This window comes from Vreelandella subglaciescola, assembly GCF_900142895.1.
GTDB classification, from domain to species: domain Bacteria; phylum Pseudomonadota; class Gammaproteobacteria; order Pseudomonadales; family Halomonadaceae; genus Vreelandella; species Vreelandella subglaciescola.
In genome coordinates, this window is sequence record NZ_LT670847.1 from 1,523,340 (window position 1) to 1,547,266 (window position 23,927).

At 60.5% G+C, this 23,927-nt stretch carries 19 protein-coding genes and 3 rRNA genes; 13 read left to right on the forward strand and 9 right to left on the reverse strand.

Annotated features, from left to right (window positions below):
- The first annotated feature begins 16 nt into the window (after nucleotides 1–16).
- A complete protein-coding gene (gene yaaA / locus B5495_RS07080) occupies nucleotides 17–799 on the forward strand; it encodes a peroxide stress protein YaaA (protein WP_079552498.1) in 783 nt (260 codons plus the stop codon).
- Between the two features lie 25 nt (nucleotides 800–824).
- On the opposite strand, the gene B5495_RS07085 is transcribed toward yaaA, so the two are convergent.
- The 6 genes from B5495_RS07085 to tyrS form a co-directional block, all read right to left on the reverse strand.
- Entirely contained in the window at nucleotides 825–1,400 is a 576-nt protein-coding gene (locus tag B5495_RS07085; protein WP_079552500.1) for an isochorismatase family protein, read from the reverse strand.
- Nucleotides 1,401–1,508: 108 nt separating this feature from the next.
- Entirely contained in the window at nucleotides 1,509–1,703 is a 195-nt protein-coding gene (locus B5495_RS07090) for a hypothetical protein (protein ID WP_079552502.1), read from the reverse strand.
- A gap of 274 nt (nucleotides 1,704–1,977) precedes the next feature.
- Nucleotides 1,978–2,093 (reverse strand): 5S ribosomal RNA (gene rrf / locus B5495_RS07095).
- Nucleotides 2,094–2,204: 111 nt separating this feature from the next.
- A 23S ribosomal RNA gene (locus B5495_RS07100) occupies nucleotides 2,205–5,092 on the reverse strand.
- Between the two features lie 268 nt (nucleotides 5,093–5,360).
- Nucleotides 5,361–6,898 (reverse strand): 16S ribosomal RNA (locus B5495_RS07105).
- Together the 16S, 23S and 5S rRNA genes form the textbook arrangement of a ribosomal RNA operon.
- A 546-nt stretch (nucleotides 6,899–7,444) precedes the next feature.
- Nucleotides 7,445–8,644, reverse strand: a complete 1,200-nt coding sequence (gene tyrS, locus B5495_RS07110; protein ID WP_079552504.1) for a tyrosine--tRNA ligase — start codon at nucleotides 8,642–8,644, stop codon at nucleotides 7,445–7,447.
- Nucleotides 8,645–8,783: 139 nt separating this feature from the next.
- On the opposite strand from tyrS, the gene B5495_RS07115 reads away from it, so the two are divergent.
- Entirely contained in the window at nucleotides 8,784–9,908 is a 1,125-nt protein-coding gene (locus B5495_RS07115; protein WP_079554954.1) for an anhydro-N-acetylmuramic acid kinase, read from the forward strand.
- A gap of 17 nt (nucleotides 9,909–9,925) precedes the next feature.
- Here the strand turns inward: B5495_RS07115 and B5495_RS07120 are convergent, their stop codons facing one another.
- On the reverse strand, nucleotides 9,926–11,071 hold the full coding sequence (locus tag B5495_RS07120; protein ID WP_172824597.1) for a PilT/PilU family type 4a pilus ATPase: 1,146 nt from the start codon (nucleotides 11,069–11,071) through the stop codon (nucleotides 9,926–9,928).
- A gap of 69 nt (nucleotides 11,072–11,140) precedes the next feature.
- A complete protein-coding gene (locus tag B5495_RS07125; RefSeq protein WP_079552505.1) occupies nucleotides 11,141–12,175 on the reverse strand; it encodes a type IV pilus twitching motility protein PilT in 1,035 nt (344 codons plus the stop codon).
- Between the two features lie 32 nt (nucleotides 12,176–12,207).
- Between B5495_RS07125 and B5495_RS07130 the strand changes: the two genes are divergently transcribed.
- The 6 genes from B5495_RS07130 (at nucleotide 12,208) to B5495_RS07155 (ending at nucleotide 16,772) form a co-directional block, all read left to right on the forward strand.
- Nucleotides 12,208–12,912 (forward strand): YggS family pyridoxal phosphate-dependent enzyme, encoded by a 705-nt coding sequence (locus B5495_RS07130; RefSeq protein ID WP_079552506.1) that lies wholly within the window; start codon nucleotides 12,208–12,210, stop codon nucleotides 12,910–12,912.
- Nucleotides 12,913–12,981: 69 nt separating this feature from the next.
- Nucleotides 12,982–13,806 carry a pyrroline-5-carboxylate reductase gene (proC, locus tag B5495_RS07135; protein WP_079552508.1) on the forward strand — a complete coding sequence of 275 codons (825 nt, stop codon included), beginning with the start codon at nucleotides 12,982–12,984 and terminating at the stop codon, nucleotides 13,804–13,806.
- A gap of 56 nt (nucleotides 13,807–13,862) precedes the next feature.
- Entirely contained in the window at nucleotides 13,863–14,456 is a 594-nt protein-coding gene (locus tag B5495_RS07140; protein WP_079552510.1) for a YggT family protein, read from the forward strand.
- A gap of 29 nt (nucleotides 14,457–14,485) precedes the next feature.
- Nucleotides 14,486–15,691 carry a homoserine O-succinyltransferase MetX gene (gene metX / locus B5495_RS07145; RefSeq protein ID WP_079552512.1) on the forward strand — a complete coding sequence of 402 codons (1,206 nt, stop codon included), beginning with the start codon at nucleotides 14,486–14,488 and terminating at the stop codon, nucleotides 15,689–15,691.
- Nucleotides 15,691–16,287: a methionine biosynthesis protein MetW gene (gene metW / locus B5495_RS07150; protein ID WP_079552514.1), complete on the forward strand. Its 597-nt coding sequence runs from the start codon at nucleotides 15,691–15,693 to the stop codon at nucleotides 16,285–16,287. Before metX ends, metW begins: the two co-directional genes overlap by 1 nt.
- A 32-nt stretch (nucleotides 16,288–16,319) precedes the next feature.
- Nucleotides 16,320–16,772 (forward strand): DUF4426 domain-containing protein, encoded by a 453-nt coding sequence (locus B5495_RS07155; RefSeq protein WP_079552516.1) that lies wholly within the window; start codon nucleotides 16,320–16,322, stop codon nucleotides 16,770–16,772.
- A gap of 12 nt (nucleotides 16,773–16,784) precedes the next feature.
- Here the strand turns inward: B5495_RS07155 and sfsA are convergent, their stop codons facing one another.
- Nucleotides 16,785–17,567 (reverse strand): DNA/RNA nuclease SfsA, encoded by a 783-nt coding sequence (gene sfsA, locus B5495_RS07160; protein ID WP_079552518.1) that lies wholly within the window; start codon nucleotides 17,565–17,567, stop codon nucleotides 16,785–16,787.
- A 172-nt stretch (nucleotides 17,568–17,739) separates the two neighbouring features.
- Here sfsA and dksA point away from each other — a divergent pair, with 172 nt between their 5' ends.
- The 5 genes from dksA to B5495_RS07180 all read left to right on the forward strand — a co-directional run bounded on the left by dksA (nucleotide 17,740) and on the right by B5495_RS07180 (nucleotide 23,701).
- Nucleotides 17,740–18,177, forward strand: coding sequence for an RNA polymerase-binding protein DksA (dksA, locus tag B5495_RS07165; protein ID WP_079552520.1), 438 nt, complete (start codon nucleotides 17,740–17,742; stop codon nucleotides 18,175–18,177).
- 126 nt (nucleotides 18,178–18,303) lie between these two features.
- Entirely contained in the window at nucleotides 18,304–19,209 is a 906-nt protein-coding gene (gene gluQRS / locus B5495_RS07170; RefSeq protein WP_079554957.1) for a tRNA glutamyl-Q(34) synthetase GluQRS, read from the forward strand.
- Between the two features lie 2 nt (nucleotides 19,210–19,211).
- Nucleotides 19,212–19,388: a hypothetical protein gene (locus B5495_RS14750; protein ID WP_172824536.1), complete on the forward strand. Its 177-nt coding sequence runs from the start codon at nucleotides 19,212–19,214 to the stop codon at nucleotides 19,386–19,388.
- The gene (locus B5495_RS07175) at nucleotides 19,378–22,326 is read left to right on the forward strand and encodes an ATP-binding protein (RefSeq protein ID WP_079552522.1); all 2,949 of its coding nucleotides are present in this window, start codon (nucleotides 19,378–19,380) and stop codon (nucleotides 22,324–22,326) included. Before B5495_RS14750 ends, B5495_RS07175 begins: the two co-directional genes overlap by 11 nt.
- Complete coding sequence (locus tag B5495_RS07180) at nucleotides 22,304–23,701, forward strand: sigma-54-dependent transcriptional regulator (RefSeq protein WP_079554959.1); 1,398 nt, start codon at nucleotides 22,304–22,306, stop codon at nucleotides 23,699–23,701. The genes B5495_RS07175 and B5495_RS07180 overlap by 23 nt, the downstream gene beginning before the upstream one ends.
- Nucleotides 23,702–23,927: the final 226 nt, after the last annotated feature.

Below are 23,927 nucleotides of genomic sequence, written 5' to 3' on the forward strand. Positions count from 1 at the left end.
GCTTAACGGAGCGCCCATGCTAAGCGTTATTTCCCCTGCCAAAACGCTGGATTTCGACACCCCGGCGACCACGGCCGAATTTACCCGCCCCGATTTTCTCGACAGCAGCCAGGCGCTGATTGATATCCTGCGTGACTATTCTCCCCAGCAGATCAGCGAGCTGATGGGCGTCAGCGATAAGCTCGCCGGTCTCAACGCCGCCCGCTTTGGCCAGTGGCAAACGCCATTTACTCCGGACAATGCCAAACCCGCGGCGCAGGCCTTTCAGGGCGACGTCTATACCGGCCTTGAAGCGGAACGCTTCAGCGATGCCGACAACCGCTTTGCCCAATCGCACCTACGCATTCTCTCGGGGCTTTACGGCCTGCTGCGCCCGCTGGATTTGATTCAACCCTACCGTCTGGAGATGGGCACCCGGTTGGCCAACCCCGCCGGCAAGGATCTCTACGCGTTCTGGAAGCCCACGCTTACCCAGGCATTGAACGACGCCATCGCGGCCAGCGGCTCGAAGGTGCTGGTCAACCTGGCATCCAACGAGTATTTCAAGGCCGTCGATACGAAAGCGCTCGACGCCCGCATCGTTACGCCGGTATTCAAGGATGAGAAGAACGGCAGTTACAAAATCATCAGCTTTTACGCCAAGAAAGCTCGCGGACTGATGAGTGCCTGGATGATCCGCGAGCGCCTTGACGACGTCGAAGGGCTAAAGGCGTTTAACGTCGCGGGCTATGGCTTTGACGCCGAGGCATCTCAGGGCGATACGCTGGTGTTCACTCGACGCGAACAGGACCGTATCTGAGCGGCGGCGCCCGTTTGACCGACCGCTAGAAAAACGTCAGCGGGCGCGCGGCGCGACGCTTCAAAAATGTCTGATGCGCCTGCTTGAACGTGGCTGTATCGCAGCGCTCAATCCACTCGTAGGCAACCATATCCGCCGATACGCCCACCGCGCCGCCGGCACAGGCACGCTCCCGAGCAAGTCTCGCTTCTTCTTTCCGGCGGCTGGCTGTCGCCTCGCTGAGCCAATACACCGCGTAGCCGGTGGCCTGTAAATCAAGCGCTGTTTGCAGCACGCAGATATGCGCTTCAGCGCCACATAGCACGATCTGTGTTTTGCCCGTCGCTTTCAGCGCAGCACGAAAGTCAGGCTCGCCCATGGCGCTGAAATGCTGCTTTTGCCAAACCTGATGTTCCCCCAGCGCGCTGAGTAACTCGGGCGTGCTGGCCCCGATTTTCTCGGGCGACTGCTCGGTCACCCAGACCGGCACGCCCACCACATCAGCCATGCCCGCCAGCCAGCCAGCTTCATTGACAGCCTGTGCACCACCGTCGATGACCGGTAACAGGCCGGTTTGTAAATCCACAATCAGCAGCAGGCTATTTTCGCTTGTTAAACGCATCGCAGCCCCAATTTAAATTGTTTTAAAGCACCTCTATGCCAGACACCAAAAAGCCGCTCTAAAAGCGGCTTTTTGGTCAGCGGCAATGATAATTGCCTGACAGCAACATTACTGCGTTGCGTCTTCTGCTGAATCCTGAATATCGTCGCCCATCTGCTCGAGGTTTTCACCAGCGTTATCCATGCTTTCATCAATGCTTTCGCCAGCTTCTTCAGCGGGGCCCTCATTGTCACATGCGGCCAAGCCACCCGCCATCATCAAAACACCGAGTGCTACTACCAGCTTTTTAAGCGTTACGTTCATTGTCTGCTCCTTTTTCTCATCGTGGTGAGAGAGATACGCCTTTATGGCTACACTCTCAAAGTAACAGACTCTCTTGAGTCCGTCATGGTGAAGCTCTGCTGTTGCATATTACCTGCACAAGATTATTGGCCAAGATACTGAAAAAAATAAGGAAAAAGCACTCTCAGGGCACAAGCGTCGGGCGATGCAGGCCGCAAGCCTTCCGATCTTCCGTATTTTTCTTCCACGCACACAAAAAACCCAGCCTAGTGGCTGGGTTGATTGCGGTATAAGTGCCTGACGATGACCTACTCTCGCATGGGGAGACCCCACACTACCATCGGCGCTGAGCGGTTTCACGACTGAGTTCGGCAAGGGATCAGGTGGTTCACGCACGCTATGGTCGTCAGGCGAAACGGGTATATATCATGCTGACTGTTGACTAAAAACCGTCTGTGATCGTCTCGCGTATCCGGTCTGTCTTTCATCGTTGTCCTGCGACGCCAACCCCTTGGGTGTTATAGGGTCAAGCCTCACGGGCCATTAGTACACGTTAGCTCAACGCCTTGCAGCGCTTCCACACCGTGCCTATCAACCAGCTCGTCTTGCTGGGCCCTTCAGGAGGCTCTTGGCCTCGGGGATGTCTCATCTTGAAGGGGGCTTCCCGCTTAGATGCTTTCAGCGGTTATCCCGTCCGCATTTAGCTACCCGGCAATGCCATTGGCATGACAACCGGAACACCAGAGATGCGTCCACTCCGGTCCTCTCGTACTAGGAGCAGCCCTTCTCAAACATCCTACGCCCACGGCAGATAGGGACCGAACTGTCTCACGACGTTCTAAACCCAGCTCGCGTACCACTTTAAATGGCGAACAGCCATACCCTTGGGACCGACTTCAGCCCCAGGATGTGATGAGCCGACATCGAGGTGCCAAACACCGCCGTCGATGTGAACTCTTGGGCGGTATCAGCCTGTTATCCCCGGAGTACCTTTTATCCGTTGAGCGATGGCCCTTCCATACAGAACCACCGGATCACTAGAACCTGCTTTCGCACCTGCTCGACGTGTCAGTCTCGCAGTCAAGCACCCTTATGCTCTTGCACTCATTGCACGATGTCCGACCGTGCTGAGGGTACCTTCGTGCTCCTCCGTTACGCTTTAGGAGGAGACCGCCCCAGTCAAACTACCCACCACACACGGTCCTCGATCCGGATTACGGACCAGAGTGAGAACGCCAATGATGCCAGGCTGGTATTTCAAGGGTGGCTCCCTCCGATCTGGCGACCGGAGTTCAAAGCCTCCCAGCTATCCTACACAGGCAACATCAGCGTTCAGTGTGAAGCTATAGTAAAGGTTCACGGGGTCTTTCCGTCTAGCCGCGGGTACACCGCATCTTCACGGCGATTTCAATTTCACTGAGTCTCGGGTGGAGACAGCGTGGCCATCATTACGCCATTCGTGCAGGTCGGAACTTACCCGACAAGGAATTTCGCTACCTTAGGACCGTTATAGTTACGGCCGCCGTTTACCGGGGCTTCAATCAAGTGCTTCGCCGAAGCTAACACCATCATTTAACCTTCCGGCACCGGGCAGGCGTCACACCCTATACGTCCGCTTGCGCGTTAGCAGAGTGCTGTGTTTTTAGTAAACAGTTGCAGCCACCTGGTATCTTCGACCGGTTCGGGCTGAGAGAGCAAGTCTCTTCACCCTACGCCGGCGTGCCTTCTCCCGAAGTTACGGCACCATTTTGCCTAGTTCCTTCACCCGAGTTCTCTCAAGCGCCTTAGGATTCTCACCCTGACCACCTGTGTTGGTTTGGGGTACGGTCTCGCAGTATCTGAGGCTTAGAGGCTTTTCCTGGAAGCGTGGCATCAATGACTTCAACACCGTGGTGTCTTCGTCTCGTCTCTCGGCCTTAGGAATCCGGATTTACCTGGACTCCCAGCCTACGGACTTTCACCAGGACAACCAACGCCTGGCTCACCTAGCCTTCTTCGTCCCCCCTTCGCAATACTGTGAGGTACGGGAATATTGACCCGTTTTCCATCGACTACGCCTTTCGGCCTCGCCTTAGGAGCCGACTCACTCTGCTTCGATTAGCGTCGAACAGAAACCCTTGGTCTTCCGGCGAGGGCGTTTTTCACGCCCTTTATCGTTACTCATGTCAGCATTCGCACTCGTGATACCTCCAGCAGACTTCTCAATCCACCTTCATCGGCTTACACGACGCTCCTCTACCGCTCATCCATAGGATGAACCCGTAGCTTCGGTACCTGGTTTAGCCCCGTTACATCTTCCGCGCAGGCCGACTCGACTAGTGAGCTATTACGCTTTCTTTAAAGGATGGCTGCTTCTAAGCCAACCTCCTAGCTGTCTGAGCCTTCCCACATCGTTTCCCACTTAACCAGGATTTCGGGACCTTAGCTGACGGTCTGGGTTGTTTCCCTTTTCACAACGGACGTTAGCACCCGCTGTGTGTCTCCCACGCTCGCACTCACCGGTATTCGGAGTTTGCCTCGGGTTGGTAAGTCGGGATGACCCCCTAGCCGAAACAGTGCTCTACCCCCGGTGGTGATACGTGAGGCGCTACCTAAATAGCTTTCGAGGAGAACCAGCTATCTCCGGGCTTGATTAGCCTTTCACTCCGACCCACAGCTCATCCCAGCATTTTTCAACATACTTGGGTGCGAGCCTCCAGTTGATGTTACTCAACCTTCACTCTGGCCATGGGTAGATCGCCCGGTTTCGGGTCTATTCCCAGCAACTAATCGCCCTGTTAAGACTCGGTTTCCCTACGCCTCCCCTAGTCGGTTAAGCTCGCTACTGAAAATAAGTCGCTGACCCATTATACAAAAGGTACGCAGTCACAGAACAAGTCTGCTCCTACTGCTTGTACGCACACGGTTTCAGGATCTATTTCACTCCCCTCACTGGGGTTCTTTTCGCCTTTCCCTCACGGTACTGGTTCACTATCGGTCAGCCAGGAGTATTTAGCCTTGGAGGATGGTCCCCCCGTCTTCAGTCAAGGTTTCTCGTGCCCCGACCTACTCGATTTCACGCGATCAGATTTTCGACTACGGGGCTATCACCCACTATGGCGGCATTTCCCAATGCCTTTGTCTAATCAGTCACACGCTTAAGGGCTGGTCCCCGGTCGCTCGCCGCTACTGGGGGAATCTCGGTTGATTTCTTTTCCTCGGGGTACTGAGATGTTTCAGTTCCCCCGGTTCGCCTCGTATCCCTATGTATTCAGGATACGATACTCACCTTGTGGTGAGTGGGTTTCCCCATTCAGAGATCGCCGGGTCGCAGGTTGTTTGCCACCTCACCGACGCTTATCGCAGGCTACAACGTCTTTCATCGCCTCTGGCTGCCTAGGCATCCACCGTGTGCGCTTCATTGCTTGACCCTATAACCCGAAGGAGTCGGGGTCGCAATGACAACGATTATTGCCGGATACGCTTGAGACGTATCACATGATGCTTTCATCAAGCGCTTGTTTTAAAAACATTAAAACAGAATTCTTAACGAAACCATCGGTTTTTATCAGCATGATATACATTGTTAAAGAGCGACTGCGTAAACGCAGTGGTAAGTCTGTCGACTTACCGCTGCCCATACACAATATCGATCAGGTAATTCATTGTGAGCGCTTGCCTGGCGGATGACGCATCGTTTAAGGAGGTGATCCAGCCGCAGGTTCCCCTACGGCTACCTTGTTACGACTTCACCCCAGTCATGAACCACACCGTGGTGATCGCCTTCCGAAGTTAGGCTAACCACTTCTGGTGCAGTCCACTTCCATGGTGTGACGGGCGGTGTGTACAAGGCCCGGGAACGTATTCACCGTGACATTCTGATTCACGATTACTAGCGATTCCGACTTCACGGAGTCGAGTTGCAGACTCCGATCCGGACTGAGACCGGCTTTATGGGATTCGCTTACTCTCGCGAGTTCGCAGCCCTTTGTGCCGGCCATTGTAGCACGTGTGTAGCCCTACCCGTAAGGGCCATGATGACTTGACGTCGTCCCCACCTTCCTCCGGTTTGTCACCGGCAGTCTCCTTAGAGTTCCCGCCATTACGCGCTGGCAAATAAGGACAAGGGTTGCGCTCGTTACGGGACTTAACCCAACATTTCACAACACGAGCTGACGACAGCCATGCAGCACCTGTCTCTGCGTTCCCGAAGGCACCAAGGTATCTCTACCAAGTTCGCAGGATGTCAAGGGTAGGTAAGGTTCTTCGCGTTGCATCGAATTAAACCACATGCTCCACCGCTTGTGCGGGCCCCCGTCAATTCATTTGAGTTTTAACCTTGCGGCCGTACTCCCCAGGCGGTCGACTTATCGCGTTAACTTCGCCACAAGGATCTCAAGGATCCCAACGGCTGGTCGACATCGTTTACGGCGTGGACTACCAGGGTATCTAATCCTGTTTGCTACCCACGCTTTCGCACCTCAGCGTCAGTGTCAGTCCAGAAGGCCGCCTTCGCCACTGGTATTCCTCCCGATCTCTACGCATTTCACCGCTACACCGGGAATTCTACCTTCCTCTCCTGCACTCTAGCCTGACAGTTCCGGATGCTGTTCCCAGGTTGAGCCCGGGGCTTTCACAACCGGCTGATCAAGCCGCCTACGCGCGCTTTACGCCCAGTAATTCCGATTAACGCTCGCACCCTCCGTATTACCGCGGCTGCTGGCACGGAGTTAGCCGGTGCTTCTTCTGTGAGTGATGTCTTTCCGCCGGGGTATTAACCCGACGGCGTTCTTCCTCACTGAAAGTGCTTTACAACCCGAGGGCCTTCTTCACACACGCGGCATGGCTGGATCAGGCTTGCGCCCATTGTCCAATATTCCCCACTGCTGCCTCCCGTAGGAGTTCGGGCCGTGTCTCAGTCCCGATGTGGCTGATCATCCTCTCAAACCAGCTACGGATCGTTGCCTTGGTGAGCCATTACCCCACCAACCAGCTAATCCGACATAGGCTCATCCAATCGCGAAAGGCCCGAAGGCCCCTTCTTTCCCCCGTAGGGCGTATGCGGTATTAGCGTGGGTTTCCCCACGTTATCCCCCACGACTGGGTAGATTCCTATGCATTACTCACCCGTCCGCCGCTCGACGCCTCCTAGCAAGCTAGGATCGTTTCCGCTCGACTTGCATGTGTTAAGCCTGCCGCCAGCGTTCAATCTGAGCCATGATCAAACTCTTCAGTTTACAATCATTGTGATTCTTACTCTCCCGCCACCCGTAGGCGTTGGGAAAAAGCGAATCAAACTTGGCTCAAGGTTTCAAACGTTCTCAAAAAAACTCAACGGCCGAAGCCGTTTCATCTTTGACGAGTCGCTTGCCTTGATAATAGGTGATTTGTCACCCACTCAGGCAAGCGCCCACATGAATTACCTGATCAACTTGTTAAAGAGCGTGTCGCGGGGTGAGTCATAAAAACTTACCCTGAACAACGTGTCGTTGTCGCCAGTGACTCAGCGGCTAACGTTGCTGCGAAGAAGGCGTATTCTACGCTTTCCGTGGTGTTTGTCAAGGGCGCTTTCAAAACCGGTTATCGAAAAACAAAACGTAAACCGAAGCGCTAACTGCCTGACAAACAAGAGCTTTTAAGGCTCTACCACCGCCGGTGACGTGAGACGTCGTCGGCAGCGAGTGCGTACTCTACGGCCCAAGCCGGGCGTTGGCAAGGGCTTTTTCCAACTTTCTTCGCTCTTTTATCATTCTCTTAACGACGCCACTTTCAGAGAGCCGCTTTTACTTGAGCGTGACGCGGGCATAGCGCCTCTTGCCGGCCTGAATCACGTAAGCCTGCCCGGTGGATAGCATGGTGTCTTTGGCAGCCACCTCACCGTCCACTTTAACGCTGCCGTTCTTCAGCATGTCCTTGGCCTGGGCACTGTTTTTGGTCAGCTCGGCGCGATTGAGCACGGAGGCAATGGGTGCGTCAGCGCTGCCCTCAAAGTCCACTTCCACCTCGGGCAAATCTTCCGGCAGCTCGCCGTCGGCCAGCTGGTTGCCTGCGGACTTGTGCGCCGTGGCCGCCGCGTCTTCGCCGTGATAGCGCGTGATCAGCTCGCGCGCCAGCTCCATTTTGATGTCCCGCGGGTTGGCGCCTTCCTCTATCTGCTGTTTAAGCGCGTCAATATCTTCGTTGGATTTCAGCGACAACAAATCGAAATAACGCCATATCAGGCTGTCGGGCATGGACACCAGCTTGTTGAACATGGCGCCCGGCGCTTCATCCACACCCACATAGTTGCCCAGCGACTTGGACATCTTCTGCACGCCATCGAGGCCTTCGAGCAGCGGCATGGTCATCACGACCTGAGCGGCCTGGTCATAATGCTTCTGAACTTCACGCCCCATCAGCAGGTTGAACTTCTGATCGGTGCCGCCCAGCTCGATGTCGGCCTTCAGGGCAACGGAGTCGTAACCCTGCACTAGCGGATACAGAAACTCGTGCAGCGAAATCGCCTGGTTGGCTTTGTAGCGCTTTTCAAAATCGTCGCGTTCAAGCATGCGCGCCACGGTGCTTTGGGCCGCCAACTCGATCATTTTGGCCGCCGAGAGTTCGCTGAACCATTCCGAGTTGAAACGCACTTCGGTTTTGGCCGGGTCGAGAATCTTGAACACCTGCGCCTTGTAGGTTTCGGCGTTGCGCTTGACCTCGTCTTCGGTCAGCGGCTTGCGGGTCACGTTCTTGCCTGTCGGATCGCCGATGCGGCCGGTAAAATCTCCGATCAGAAAGATGACCGTATGCCCCAGGTCCTGAAACTGGCGCATTTTGGTCAAGAGTACGCTGTGCCCCAGATGCAAATCCGGCGCGGTGGGATCAAAGCCCGCTTTTATGCGCAGCGTGCGGCCAGAGGCAAGCTTTTGCTTGAGCTCATCTTCCAGCAATATTTCGTTAGTGCCGCGCGCAAGCAGCGCCAACGCTTGATCCACCTCACTCATTGACCTTTCTCCACTGACCTATTGATGACGTACCGATAATCAACGCCTGATCAACAGGCGAAGTTGATAAACAGCGCATGATGTTACCATGCCCTGTCTTTGTGGTTGAGCTTTCGCCCCGGGAGAAATGCACCGCTTTATGGAAAATACGCCAGACCTCTACGTCGGCCTGATGTCCGGCACCAGCCTCGACGGCGTTGACGCCGCGCTGGTGGAAATAACCCCGCACACATCCCCGCGCCTGCTGGCCACTCACGCCGAGCCCATGCCGACCGCGCTGCGCGAGATGCTGTTAACGCTGTGCCACGCCAGCTCGGCAAGCTTTGCCGAACTGGCCGCCGCAGAAGATGCGTTTTGCCACCTGCAGGCGCGCGCCGTGTCTGCTTTACTCGTGCAGCAAGGGCTGACCGGTGACGCCATTGCCGCCATCGGCAGCCACGGCCAGACCGTCGAGCACGCCCCCAACGGCCACCAGGGAGGGCCGGCCTATACGCTACAGCTGGACAACCCGAGCCTGCTGGCCGAGCTGACCAACTGCCGCGTGGTGGCGGATTTTCGCCGCCGGGATCTGGCTGCCGGTGGTCAAGCCGCACCGCTTGCGCCGGCGTTTCATCAGGCACTGTTTCATAGCGGCGAGGAAGAGCGGGTTATTTTGAATCTGGGCGGGTTTGCCAACATCACGTGGCTATCACAAGACGGCGGCGCACCGCTCGGGTTTGATACCGGCCCGGCCAACGTGCTGCTCGATGCCTGGTGCCAGCATCACGGCCACGGCACCTTCGATGAAAATGGCGCCTGGGCAGCCTCCGGCCATGTCGATAGCGCGTTGTTAACGCGCTTGCTGAGCGAGGCGTTTTTCCATCAGCCACCGCCGCGCAGCACCGGTCGCGAGCTGTTTCATCTACCGTGGCTGGAAAGCCATCTGAACGGGGCAGAAGCGCCGGCTGACGTTCAGGCGACGCTTGCCGAGCTAACCGCCGCCAGCGTCGCCCAGGGCATAGGCCAATTCCTCGGGAGCCGACCACTGACGCTGATTATCGGCGGCGGCGGCGCGCGCAATGCCGACCTGTGCCAACGGCTGGCCAATCATCTGCCCAATGCCAACCTGCGCCCTGCCAGTGACTGGGGGTTTCCGGCCGACTGGATTGAAGCCGGCGCCTTTGCCTGGCTGGCTTACCGGCGCCTGCATAACCTGCCCGGCAATTTGCCCAGCGTGACCGGCGCGAAAGGCGAACGCGTATTGGGCGGTATTTATGCAGCCTGACCCAGCGGTGACGGAGGCTAAAAATCGTCGGCGTCGCGCAGCGCCAGACCGGCGGGCACCTGACTTTCCAGCGACGGCTCCGCGCCGTCTTGCGCCACGCCATATTTCAGCATCATGCGCAGCTCGTTGGCCGAGTCCGCGTGGGCCAGCGCGACCTCCTCGCTGACTTTTCCCGCCTGACACAGCGCGTAGAGCGCCTGATCGAACGTTTGCATGCCGTCATCCCGGGCATTGGCCATGGCGGCTTTTATCTCGCTGACGTCACCTTTGCTGATCAGATCCGCAATGCGCGGCGAGCGCAGCATGATTTCCACCGCCGGGCAGCGCCCGCCGTCCGGTGTGGGCAACAACTGCTGAGCCACCACGGCATGCAGGTTAAGCGATAAATCCATCCACACCTGATCGTGGCGCTCATGGGGAAAAAAGTGAATGATCCGCTCAAGCGCCTGATTGGCGTTGTTGGCATGCAGCGTTGCCAGGCACAGGTGGCCGGTTTCGGCAAAGGTCAGCGCGTGCTCCATGGTTTCCCGAGTACGAATTTCCCCGATCAAAATAACGTCGGGCGCCTGACGCAGGGTGTTTTTCAGCGCCACTTCAAAGGATTCGGTATCAATGCCTACCTCGCGCTGATTGACGATGCCGCGCTTGTGTGGGTGCACGTACTCGATCGGATCTTCGACGCTTACGATATGGCCGCCCAGCGTTTCGTTACGCTCCTGAATCATCGCGGCAAGCGTGGTTGACTTGCCGGTGCCCGTGCCGCCCACCACCAGCACCAGGCCACGCTTCTTTTTGGCCAGTTCCGCCAGCGCCGACGGCACGCCCAGGGTAGATAGCGGCGGGATATCCAGCGCAATGCGGCGAATCACCATCGCCATCTGGTTGCGCTGCTGAAACGCACTGACCCGAAAACGCCCGAGCCCTTGCAGGCTCAGCGCGAAGTTGGCCTCTTTGTCTTCCGCAAAACGGTCACGCAAGCCCTCGGGCAAGACATGGGTAACCAGCTCAGTCACCTGCCGCTCATCCAGCGGATCACGGCCGAGCGGCGCCAGCCCCTCGGGCATTTTCAGGCTCGGCGGCGCGCCCACCGAAATCAGCAGATCAGACGCCTGCTGTTCCACCATGCGACCCAGCAGCTGGTGTAGCCACCGGGCCGGCGTCATTGTTACCGGCGTATCGGCCATAGCGCTTTCCTTGATACTGTCCTTTTCGTACTGCATGACGCTCCTTGCTTAATAAAGCAGCTCGCCTTTGGCCTGAACCTGCGCCTGTTCGCGGCTGACCAATCCCTTTTGCACCAGCTGCATCAACGCCGCATCCAGCGTTTTCATCCCCAGCCCGCCGCCGGTCTGGATGGCGGAATACAGCTGCGCCACCTTGTCTTCACGGATCAGGTTACGCACGGCAGGCGTGGCGATTAAAATCTCATGGGCGGCCACGCGCCCACCACCTTCGCGCTTGAGCAGCGTTTGAGCGACGACGGCCTGCAGCGACTCGGACAGCATCGAACGCACCATGGCCTTTTCTGCCGCCGGAAAGACATCAATGATGCGGTCAATCGTCTTGGGCGCCGAAGTCGTGTGCAGCGTCCCCAGCACCAGGTGCCCCGTTTCCGCGGCGGTCAGCGCCAGGCGTATGGTTTCAAGATCGCGCAGCTCGCCCACCAATATCACATCCGGGTCTTCACGCAAGGCGCTACGCAGCGCATCGGCAAAGCTGTGGGTGTCGCGGTGAACCTCGCGCTGGTTGATCAGGCAGCGCTTGCTGGTATGTACAAACTCCACCGGGTCTTCAATGGTCAGAATATGCTCGTGGCGCTGGCTGTTGATGTGATCCAGCATCGCCGCCAGCGTGGTGCTCTTGCCCGAGCCCGTAGGCCCGGTGACCAGCACCAGCCCTCGGGGCAGCATCGCCAGACGCTCGAACACCTCGCCCAGCCCCAGATGTTCAAGCGACAGCACCTCGCCTGGAATGGTACGAAACACCGCGCCTGCGCCGCGCGCCTGATGAAAGGCGTTAACGCGAAAACGCGCCACGCCGGGCACCTCAATCGAGAAGTCCACCTCCAGGTTCGCTTCGTAATCACGGCGCTGACGATCACCCATGATGTCGTAGATCAATTCGCGTACGGTCGCGCCATCCATCGCGGGCACGTTCAGCCGGCGTATGTCGCCGTCAACGCGCATCATGGGCGGCAATCCCGCCGATAGATGCAGGTCCGACGCATTCTGCTTTGCCGAGAATGCCAGCAGTTCGGTAATATCCATTTCTCTTTTCCTGCTGCGGTAAGGTGTTAAGTATGAAAGACATTGCGCTACCCGAGGCACTGGCCGGCGCGCACGCGCGCCTTGAGCATGCGCTGCACGAAGCCGGCCGACCGCTGGATGCCGCCGCGCTTCTGGCCGTGAGCAAAACCCAGCCGGCCGCACGGCTGCGCCAAGCCTATCAGGCAGGCCAGCGTGCCTTTGGTGAAAACTATCTACAGGAAGCGCTCGACAAGCAAGTCGCACTGGCCGACCTTGACGACATCATCTGGCATTTTATCGGCCCGCTGCAGTCGAACAAGACCCGCGCCGTGGCCGAACACTTCGATTGGGTCCACAGCGTGGACCGCCTGAAAATCGCCCGCCGCCTGAGTGAGCAGCGCCCCGCCGGGCTGGCGCCGCTGAATATCTGTTTACAAGTCAACGTCAGCCGTGAAGACTCCAAGGCCGGCGTTGCGCCAGAGGCGCTCGTTGAGCTTGCCCGGGCGACTCACCAGCTGGCCAACGTGCGCCTGCGCGGCGTGATGGCCATTCCGGCGCCGGCAGACACCCTGGCAGCCCAGCGTCAGCCGCTGGCCGAGCTGCGCACCTGCCTGGCAACACTCCAAAAAGCGCTGCCCGATGCACCCCTGGATACGCTGTCGATGGGCATGAGCAGCGATCTTGAGGCGGCCGTGCAGGAAGGCGCAACCCTTGTGCGGCTGGGCACCGCAATCTTTGGTCCGCGCCGGCAAGCGTAACGTCGCACGCCGCCGCGGCTGACACCATCAGCGACTCATTCACGCGACTGACATCAACAGGACATTCCCATGGCGAGCAAGATTACCTTTATCGGCGCGGGCAACATGGCCGGCGCCATCATCGGCGGACTGACCCAAAGCGGCGCGGCGCCCGAGAGCATCACTGCCACCGCGCCCAACCAGGACGAGCTTACCGCCATTGGCGAGCGCCTCGGCATTCACACCACCACCGATAACGCCGCCGCGGTGGCAGACGCTGACGTTGTGGTGCTGGCGGTCAAGCCGCAGATCATGCGCGAAGTGTGCCAGAAGCTTGCCGACAGCGTACAAAAAGCGCGGCCGCTGATCATCTCGATTGCCGCAGGGCTTGATGCCACCACCATTGACGAATGGCTCGGCGGCGGCAATGCGCTGGTGCGCTGCATGCCCAATACGCCGTCGCTGGTCGGGCAAGGCGCCAGCGGCCTTTACGCCAATGCCCGGGTCAGCGACGCACAGCGCCAGATAGCCACCCGGCTGATGCAAGCCGTGGGGATTGTCGAATGGGTGGAAGACGAAGCCTTGCTGGAAGCGGTCACGGCGGTTTCGGGCAGCGCGCCGGCCTATTTCTTTCTTATGTTCGAAGCCATGGAAGACGCCGGGGTAACGCTTGGGCTGCCGGCTGAAACGGCGCGCAGGCTGGCGATTCAAACCGCGCTGGGTGCGGCCACCATGGCCTCGCAAAGCGAGCACGACCCGGCCACGCTCAAGCAAAACGTCATGTCGCCGGGCGGCACCACCGAGCGCGCCATCGCTCACATGGAAGACGCCAACCTGCGCCAGACGATCGCCGAGGCCATGCAGGCCTGCGCCGAACGCGCCCGGCAAATGGCCGACGAGCTCGCCAAGGGCTGAACACAAGCACTTTTCAGACGAAGCCTAACACCCGCCACCACCACGGAGACGTTACTATGGGCACCCAACTCGGCAGCGCCGGGCTGATGCTGGTCAACTCGCTGATCGGCATTTATCTGTTTATTCTTATGCTGCGCTTTTTATTGCAGGCATCAAACGCCGATTACTACAATCCGGTGAGCCAGACGGTAGTCAAAATCACCCAGCCGGTTGTGGGGCCATTTCAACGCTTTCTCGGCCCTGTTGCCGGGCGTTTTGATCTTGCCACGCTAGCCGCGGGCTTTGTGCTCAAGGTGTTGGGCATCATTGTGATTTTCATGATTATCGGCGTGGGCATTCCACCCATCGGCGGGCTTCTGATTGCCACTGTTGCCGCTCTGGCCAACGCCATTTTGAAGATTTACTTCTTTGCGCTGATTGTGATGATCATCCTGAGCTGGGTTGCGCCGCAGGCCAGCCACCCCGGCGCACTTTTGGTCATGCAGCTGGTTGAGCCCATCATGGCGCCGGTGCGCCGCGTCATCCCTCCGCTGGGCATGATTGATCTGTCGCCCATTGTGGTGTTTATCGCCATCAACCTGCTGGATGGCCTAGTGGTCGGCGCACTGATTCGTGCCGCCGGTATTTCCGGTAGGCTGGTAGGTCTATGATTTCCCTTTGAATAAAACGATGATATGTCATGCCTGATTCACATTCGGCCGACACGGAAAGCCAGCTGCTGCCAGATTCGGTAGGGCTTGTTACCCCGGAAGTCGCACACTTTGATACGCCGCTTGCGCTTGCCTGCGGAAAAACGCTGGCCGCCTACGATCTGGTCTATGAGACTTACGGTACGCTCAACGCCGAGCGTACTAATGCCGTGCTCGTCTGCCATGCGCTTTCCGGCCACCATCACGCTGCCGGCTACCACCATCCGGACGACCGCAAGCCCGGCTGGTGGGACGCCTACATTGGCCCGGGCAAGTCGGTTGATACCAACCGCTTTTTTGTCATCTCGCTGAACAACCTCGGCGGCTGTCACGGCAGTACCGGCCCGCTTAGCCACAACCCCGACACCGGCCGCCTGTGGGGGCCGGAGTTCCCCATGGTAACGGTTAGCGACTGGGTGCACAGCCAGGCGCGGCTGGCCGACCGCTTGGGTATCGAACGCTTTGCCGCCGTGATTGGCGGCAGTCTTGGCGGCATGCAGGTGCTCCAGTGGAGCATCGACTATCCCGAGCGCATCGCCAGCGCCGCGGTCATTGCGGCCACGCCGCGGCTTTCGGCGCAGAACATCGCCTTCAACGAAGTCGCCCGTCAGGCCATCCGCTCGGATCCCGACTTTCATGACGGCTGGTACGCCGAGCACGACACCATGCCCAAACGCGGGCTGAAGCTGGCGCGCATGGTGGGGCATATTACCTACCTGTCCGCCGACGCCATGGGCTCCAAGTTCGGCCGCGACCTGCGCAGCGACGACCTGCACTTTGGTTTTGGCGTGGAGTTTCAGGTGGAATCCTATCTGCGCTATCAAGGCGATACGTTCTCCACCACCTTTGACGCCAACACCTACCTGCTGATGACCAAGGCGCTCGACTACTTTGACCCGGCCGCAGAGCACGACGCTGAGCTGGCGCTGGCCCGGGCGCTGGCACCGGCGCAGTGCCCGTTTCTGGTGCTGAGCTTTTCCTCCGACTGGCGCTTCCCGCCGTCGCGCTCGCGCGAGCTGGTGGATGCCCTGATTCACGCCGGCAAACCGGTCAGCTATGCCAACATAGATTCGCCCTACGGCCATGACGCCTTTCTGCTCCCCGAGCCGCGCTATGAGGCCATCTTCAGCGCCTTCATGCAGCGCGTCGCGCCGACGTCCGACACCCAGGCCGACCCAGAGGAGAGCCAACCGTGATGCGCGCCGATCTCAACATCATTTACGACTGGATAGCGCCCGACGCCCACGTGCTGGACCTGGCCTGCGGCGACGGCGTGCTGCTGGAAAACCTCGCTCGGCACAAGGGCGTCACCGGCTACGGGCTGGAAATCGATCCCGACGGCATTACCCGCTGCGTCGCCCGGGGCGTCAGCGTCATCGAGCACAATCTGGATGACGGCCTGGCGAGCTTTCGCGACCAGAGCTACGATCAGGTGATCATGACCCAGGCGCTGCAGGCGCTGCGCCGTCCGGACAAACTGCTCCATGAAATGCTGCGCGTGGCCGACGAAGGCATTATCACCTTCCCCAACTTTGCCTACTGGCGCCACCGCGTGCATCTGGGGCTACGCGGCTATATGCCGGTGTCCAAGTCGCTACCCCACGCCTGGTACGATACGCCCAACATTCATCTGTCGACGTTCAACGACTTTGAACACCTGTGCCGCGATCAGGGGCTGGTCATCGTCGATCGCGCCGTCGGGGTAGGCAATCATCGCGGCCACTGGACCTCAAGGCTGTGGCCCAACCTGTTCGGTGAGATCGCGATCTTTCGCGTTCGTCGGCAATCCTGAGCGCCACGCGCGCTGGTGGGAGGCAACATCACATGACGACACGCTGGCTATTTTGCGTCATTGCGCTTTTCGGGCTCAGCCTGATGGCGCTTGTGGCCCACGCCGGGCAGCAGGAAACCGCCGGCGCTTACGAGATCCACTATAGCGCGGTGAGCACCCGTTTTTTGACGCCGGAAGTGGCCCGTTCCTACGGCCTGCAACGCAGCGCCGGGCTGGGGCTGATCAACGTCAGCGTCAGAAAGCGGCAAGACGACGGCACCACGCGGGCAACCAATGCCGGGGTTAAAGGCAGCGTCGGTCTGCTGGACGACACTCCCAAAGCGCTGAACTTTCGCACCGTGCGCGACAACGGCGCCGTCTACCAGCTGGCCACGTTTCGCCTGCAGTACGACGCACCGCTGCACTTTGCGCTCAAGGTGCGCACCGACCGCAACGCCGAGCCCGAACGCGTTGACTTCATCCAGCGCTTTTATCTCGAGCGCTAATCGCCCCGACCGCTAGAGCCGCACGTCGAGCCTGCGTTCAAGCGCTACCGCTACTGGCATGTCGCCGGTTTGGGCGTTGTCCCGGTCGCTGTCCTTGAAAAAGCTCACGCCGTAGGCCAGCACCTCAACGCCGCAGGCTACCGCCTCGCCAAGCGCCTCGGCGTAGGCGGGGTCAATGTGCGCCGCCGCGCCCACGCTATCAATCCCCTCATGGGCCACGCAGAACACCAGCACCGCTCGCGCGCCGCCCTGCGCCAGCCGGCTCAGGGTACGCAGGTGGCGGGTGCCCCGAACGCTGACCGCATCAGGAAAGTAGCCCAGCCCGTCGGCCTCCTTGAGCGTGACCTGTTTGACCTCGACATACGCCTGACCGCGCTCGGGATCATCCAGCAGAAAATCCAGCCGCGCATCGTCAACGCTGGCTTCACGCTTCAGCGTGACATAGCCGCGCAGCGGCGCCAGACGCCCGGCCGCCAGTGCCGCCTCAACGATGCGGTTGGCGCGCCCGGTATTGACCGAGGCCAGCGCCACGCCGCCGTCCTTTTCCGGCAGCTCGATCAGCTCCCAGGTCCAGGCCAGCTTGCGTTTAGGGTTGTCACTGGGGACTAACCATACTCGACACCCCGGCTGGTTGACTGCGGTCATCGCGCCGGTATTGGGGCAGTGCGCCACCACGTCGCGGCCATCGTCCAGACGCACATCCGCCAGAAAGCGTTTGTAGCGCCGTATCAGCGTGCCGGGCACCAACGGCGGATAGCGCCACGCGCCTGATTCGGCGGGCAAAATTGCTGCCATGAAAGCTCCTTTATTATCCTGCCCCGACGCGGGGCGCGATACCCTAACACCGTTCAACGCCGGCATCATGCTTGCATTCGCCGCGTTTTTACGCTAAACAAGCATCCCTTTGGCGCGACATCGATTAGCCACTAATGGTCGTTCAGCAGTCATTTATGTAAGGGGCACTCCCATGCCAGTAGCAGAAAAGAAAACGGAAGCGTCCAACACCTTCACCCCGTACGAACCAGCCGCGGGTGAGGAATACATGAACGAGCGGCAGCTGGAGCACTTCCGTCAGCTGCTGCTGGACTGGAAACAGGAGCTCATGGAAGAGGTGGACCGTACCGTTCGCCACCTGCAGGAAGATGCCAACAACTATGCCGATCCGGCCGACCGGGCAACCCAGGAAGAGGGCTTCAGCCTGGAGCTGCGCACCCGGGATCGCGAGCGCAAACTGCTGAAAAAGATCAATGAAACGATCGAAAAAATCGACGAAGACGATTACGGCTTTTGCGACACCTGCGGCATTGATATCGGCATCCGCCGGCTCGAAGCGCGGCCTACCGCCACGCTGTGCGTGGACTGCAAAACGCTGGCCGAGCTCAAGGAAAAACAGCTCGGCGGCTAACTCGCCGGCACGCTTGGCAAACGCGGGCACCTTCGGGTGCCCGTTTGCGTTTCTTGCCTGCCACTTTTTCACCGCCCCTTATGTTCACCGTCCCTCTATTGCACCGGCACTGTTACCATGGTCCTCATGGAAACTGACACTCACATCCGCTATCGCGGTCGCTTTGCACCGACGCCGTCGGGCCCGCTGCATTTTGGCTCGCTGGTGGCCGCGCTGGGCAGCTATCTGGATGCCCGCGTCGCCGGCGGTGAATGGTGGGTGCGCATTGAAGATATCGACCCGCCGCGCTGCCCCCAAGGGGCGGCCGCCACCGTCTTGCGCCAGCTTGAGGCCTTCGGCCTCGAGTGGGATGGCAAAGTCCTCTGGCAGCACCGGCGCGCCCCCGCTTACCAAAGCGCGCTTGACCGGCTGGTGGAACAGGGCCTTGCCTATGCGTGCAGCTGCTCGCGCAAACAGTGGCGTAACTACGGCGTTTACCCCGGCTGGTGTCGCAGCGGCGTTGGCAATGCGGAGGCGCCCTGCGCCTGGCGGCTGAGAAGCGACCTGGGCGAGCACCCCGCGCGCTTTGACGACCGCCTGCTGGGTACGCTGACGTTTGACCCCGCTGCGCTGGGCGACGTCGTGCTCAAGCGCAAGGACGAGCTTTTTGCCTATCAGCTGGCCGTGGTGGTAGACGACGCCGAGCAGGGCATGACCGACGTGGTGCGCGGCATGGACCTTTTAGATAACACGCCGTGGCAGCGCCAGCTACAGCGCGCGCTGGGCTACCCGCGGCCGCGCTATCTGCATCTGCCGCTGGTCGTGGCCGACAACGGCCAGAAGCTCTCCAAACAAAACCTTGCGCCGACGCTTGCCGACGATGAACGCGGCATTCGCCAACAGCTGTTTGACGCCCTGATCGCACTCGATCAGGCGCCGCCGTCCGAACTCGCCCACAGCCCGCCCCGCGAACAGCTCGCCTGGGGCATTGCCCACTGGTCAGCGGCGCGTCTGGCCACAGCCCCCACGCGCCCCGCGCCTCAGGAGAGTTAGCCGTGTACGTGTACCGCATCATGCTGTTTCTGGTTTTCGGTGGCTATCTGCTGTCGCCGCTATTGATGAGCGGCTGGGGCAACCCGGATATCGCCTGGTACCGGCCGTTTCTGATCTGGGGCGGGCTCATCGCCCTCACCGTATGGCTGGAACAAAAAAGGAAGCTTGATGAGCGCTGAATTGACGGGAATCGTGCTGCTGGGGCTGGGTTATCTGGCGCTGCTGTTTGGCTGTGGCCTGGCGATTGAACGGGGCTGGGTGTCCCCCCGGCTGACGCGTCATCCGGCGGTCTATACCCTGTCGCTCGGGGTTTACGCCAGCGCCTGGGCCATCTACGGCAGCGTGGAGTTTGCCGCCAACGCCGGCTTTGGCTATCTGGCCTACTATCTCGGTGCAGCCGGCGCGTTCTTGCTGGCCCCGGTGCTGCTCGTCCCCATTCAGCGGATTACCCGCACCTACCAGCTCGCCTCACTGGCTGACCTATTCGCTTTCCGCTTTCGCACCCGCTGGGCGGGCACCATCGTCACGCTGGTCAGCGTACTCGCTGTGCTGCCGCTGCTGGGGATTCAGGTCAAAACCCTGAGCGAGGCGATCAACGCCATGACCGGCACCACGGCGGGCAGCAGCGTCGCCCTGCTGTTCTGTCTGGTGATTGCCGCCTTCGCGGTCCTGTTCGGCGCCCGTTACAGCCACTTGCGCGCGCGCCACAACACGCTGCTGGCCGCCATTGCCTTCGAGTCGCTGGTCAAGCTTGGCGTCATGCTCGCCCTCGGCGCCATCGCGCTGTGGGGCGTGTTCGACGGCCCTCAGCATTTGCAGCAGTGGCTGGGCGGCGAAGGGCGCGCGCTGACCGCGCAGACGCCCACCCTTGACCCGGCGCACTGGCGCACGCTGCTGCTGCTGTTTTTTGCTGCCGCCTTCATGATGCCCCACCTGTTTCATATCACCTTTGCCGAAAGCCTCTCGCGGCATACGCTGCTGCAGGCCAGCTGGACGCTGCCGCTGTTTTTGCTGCTCATGGCGCTGCCCGTCCCGCTGATCTGGTGGGCCGCGCAAAAGACCGCCGGCGCGCCCATCAGCGTCACCGCCTACGCTGCCTACCTCATGAGCGAGCACGCCGCCGTGGGCGCGCTGGCCTTTGTCGGCGGGCTGGCGGCCGCCAGCGGCACCATGATCATGATTGCGCTGGCGCTCTCGGGCATGGTGCTCAACCACATCGTGCTGGTCGCCCACCCACCCGAAGCCCGCGCCGACCTCTACGGCTGGCTACGCTGGCTGCGCCGCGGATTGATTGTCGCGGTGGTGATCGGCGGCTGGCTGTTTCATGCCGCCGTGGGCAGCCGCCACGACCTGATGGCGCTGGGGCTGGCGGCCTTTGTCGGCATGGCACAGTGTCTGCCGGGCATGCTCGCGCTGCTGTACTGGCCCGGCGCCAACCGCAACGGCCTGGTCGCCGGGCTGTTGGCCGGCGTTGCCGTCTGGCTCTGGGGGCTGTGGCTACCGCTGTTCGTATCGCTGCCCGAGATGTGGCTGCCGCTGCCCGGCGAGCCGCTCTGGTATCAGGTCACGCTGTTGTCACTTTCCGCCAACATTCTCACGCTGATCGTCGTGTCGCTGTTTACCCGCACCTCGGAAGGCGAGCGCTCGGCCGCAGAGGCCTGCTCGGTGGACGCGGTCATCCGCTCCAAACGCCTGCCACTTGAAGCCGCCACGGTGGCCGACTTCAGCGCCCAGCTGGCCGAAGCGCTGGGCGACGAAGCCGCCGGCCGCGAGGTCAACCGTGCCCTGCAAGCCCTCAATCTGAACCGCGAGGAGCATCGCCCTTACGCGCTGCGCCGCCTGCGCGATCGCATTCAGGCCAACCTTTCCGGGCTGATGGGGCCGTCGGTCGCCCGCGACATTGTTGACCGCTACCTGCCCTACCGCAACGACGATGTGCCGGTCACCGACGACATCCACTTTGTCGAAAGCCGTCTGGAAGCCTACCGTTCGCGGCTCACAGGATTGGCACGGGAGCTCGACGGCCTGCGCCGCCACCACCGCCAGACGCTGGCCAACCTGCCGGTCGGGCTGTGCGTCTTCGGCAACGACGACGAGCTGGTGATGTGGAACCGGGCACTGGCCGAGCTTTCCGGCATCAGCGGTGAAAGCGTGGTTGGCGCCCACCGCGACAGCCTTCCCGAACCCTGGCCGACGCTGCTGCAAAGCGCGCTTTCAAGCGTAAGCGTCACGCTTTACAAACAGGCCGCTCACCTGCACAACCGCGATCACTTTTTGACGCTGCACACCGCGGATTTGAGCGGCGACGACAGCCGCGGCGGCCGCGTGGTCATGATTGAAGATCACACCGAGATGAAATGGCTCGAAGACGAACTCGTGCACGCCGCCCGGCTGGCGTCCATCGGCCAGCTGGCCGCCGGCGTGGCCCACGAGATCGGCAACCCGATTACCGGGATTTCGTCGCTGGCGCAAAACCTGCGCTACGACACCGACGATCCGGTGCTGCTGGAAACCGCCGACCAGATTCAAACGCTGACCGAACGGGTGACTCGCATCGTCAGCTCGCTGGTGGAGTTTACCCACGGCGGGCGAAACGCCGTGGCGCTGCCACGCTCACCGATAGGACTGGGCCGCATCAGCGAGGAAGCCCTGCATTTGTTACACTTGGCCCGCACCAGCGAGGCGGTCACGTTTCACAACATCTGCCCGTCAGACGTGGTGGTACGCGGCGATGCCCAGCGGCTTATTCAAGTCATGCTCAACCTGCTGGGCAACGCCCGCGACGCCTGCGCGCCCCACGGCACGGTCACGATCAGCGCCGGCATCCACGGCAAAGACGCCTGGTGGCGCGTGACCGACGACGGTCAGGGCATTGCCCCCGAAGTGCGCGACCGCCTGTTCGAGCCGTTCGCCACCACCAAACCGGCCGGCGAAGGCACCGGGCTCGGGCTGTCGCTGGCCTACCAGATTGTGAGCGAGCATCAGGGCAGCATCGCCGTCGCCTCGCCACCCCCCGGCCACTCCCGCGGCACCGCCATGACGCTATGGCTACCGCTCTATCACCCAGACAAGCAACAGGACGATCCGCCGCCCCATGCAGAAGATTCTGATTGTTGAAGATGAAGCGATTATCCGCAGCGCCCTCAAGCGGCTGCTGGAGCGCCACGACTACGCGGTGAGCGAAGCCGGAAGCGTCGAAGACGCCGCCGTGCTCGACCCCCAGCGTTTTGATCTGGTGATCAGCGACTTGCGTCTGCCCGGAGAAGCAGGCACGGCGCTGATCGAGCGTGCCGCGCCGGTGCCGGTACTGATCATGACCAGCTACGCCAGCATGCGTTCGGCCATCGAGTCGCTCAAACAGGGCGCGGTTGACTACATTGCCAAACCGTTTGACCACGCCGAGCTGGTGGAAACCGTGGCGCGCCTGCTGCACCAGCAATCCATGCGTCAGGGCGAGCCCCCCGACATCACCGACGCAGGCGGCAGCAGCCAGCCCATGATCGGCGACTGCGATGCCATGCAGCAGGTGTATACCCGCATCCGCAAAACCGCCCCGGCCGACGTTACCGTGCTGATCCAGGGCGAGTCCGGCACCGGCAAGGAGCTGGTCGCCCGTGCCCTGCACCAGCAGAGCAAACGCGCCGGTGCTCCGCTGATCTCGGTCAACTGCGCGGCGATCCCCGAAACACTGATCGAATCGGAGCTTTTCGGCCACGAAAAAGGCGCCTTTACCGGCGCCAGCGCCTCGCGCACGGGGCTGGTCGAAGCCGCCGACGGTGGCACGCTGTTTCTCGACGAAATCGGCGAGCTGCCGCTCGATGCCCAGGCGCGGCTGCTGCGCGTGCTGCAGGAAGGTGAAATTCGCAAAATCGGCTCGGTCGAAACCCGCCATGTCGATGTCCGCCTGATCGCCGCCACCCACCGCGATCTGGGTGCGCTGTCCAAAAGCGGCGAGTTCCGGCTGGACCTGTACTATCGCCTGAACGTCATGCAGATCGATCTGCCGGCCCTGCGCGAACGGGAAGACGACGTGCTGGCGATTGCCGACATTCTTCTCGACAAGGCCTGCAAACGCCATAAACGCGAAGGCCTGCGGCTGTCGCGCGCGGCGCGCCAGGATCTGCATGACTACCCCTGGCCGGGCAACGTGCGCGAGCTGGAAAACGCGCTGGAGCGCAGCGTGATTCTGGCCGAAGGCCACCTGATTCACCCGGATGATCTCGGCCTCGCCCCGGCAGCCACGCGCCCGCAGCCCGTGCCCGCCACCCCGGCACAGGCCCCCGATGATGCCCTCGCGGAAGACACTCATGCCGATGAAACGGCGGAAGGCGTGTCGCTGGAAGACTATTTCCAGCATTTTGTCCTTGAGCACCAGGACCACATGAGCGAAACCGAGCTGGCGCAAAAGCTCGGTATCAGCCGTAAAAACCTCTGGGAGCGCCGCCAGCGGCTGGGCATCCCGCGCAAGAAAAACGCCCGGCGCACGCCCTGAAAGCGCGAGCTCTGCTACGCCTCTCCGCCAAGCCTCATGCCCATGGCGCCGCCCCAGGCGCCTCTTAGACCAACGTCTAATGCCTTGTTTTTAAAGCGATTACGTCTTTCCTGCGCACGTGAAAAAACGTTACCCGGCACTGTTACCGTCCCACACAATCCCGGCGTTTTTCGTGGCAAAAAGCGGTAACACTCGGTCGGCCATCTTTTCTACACACTGCTTACAC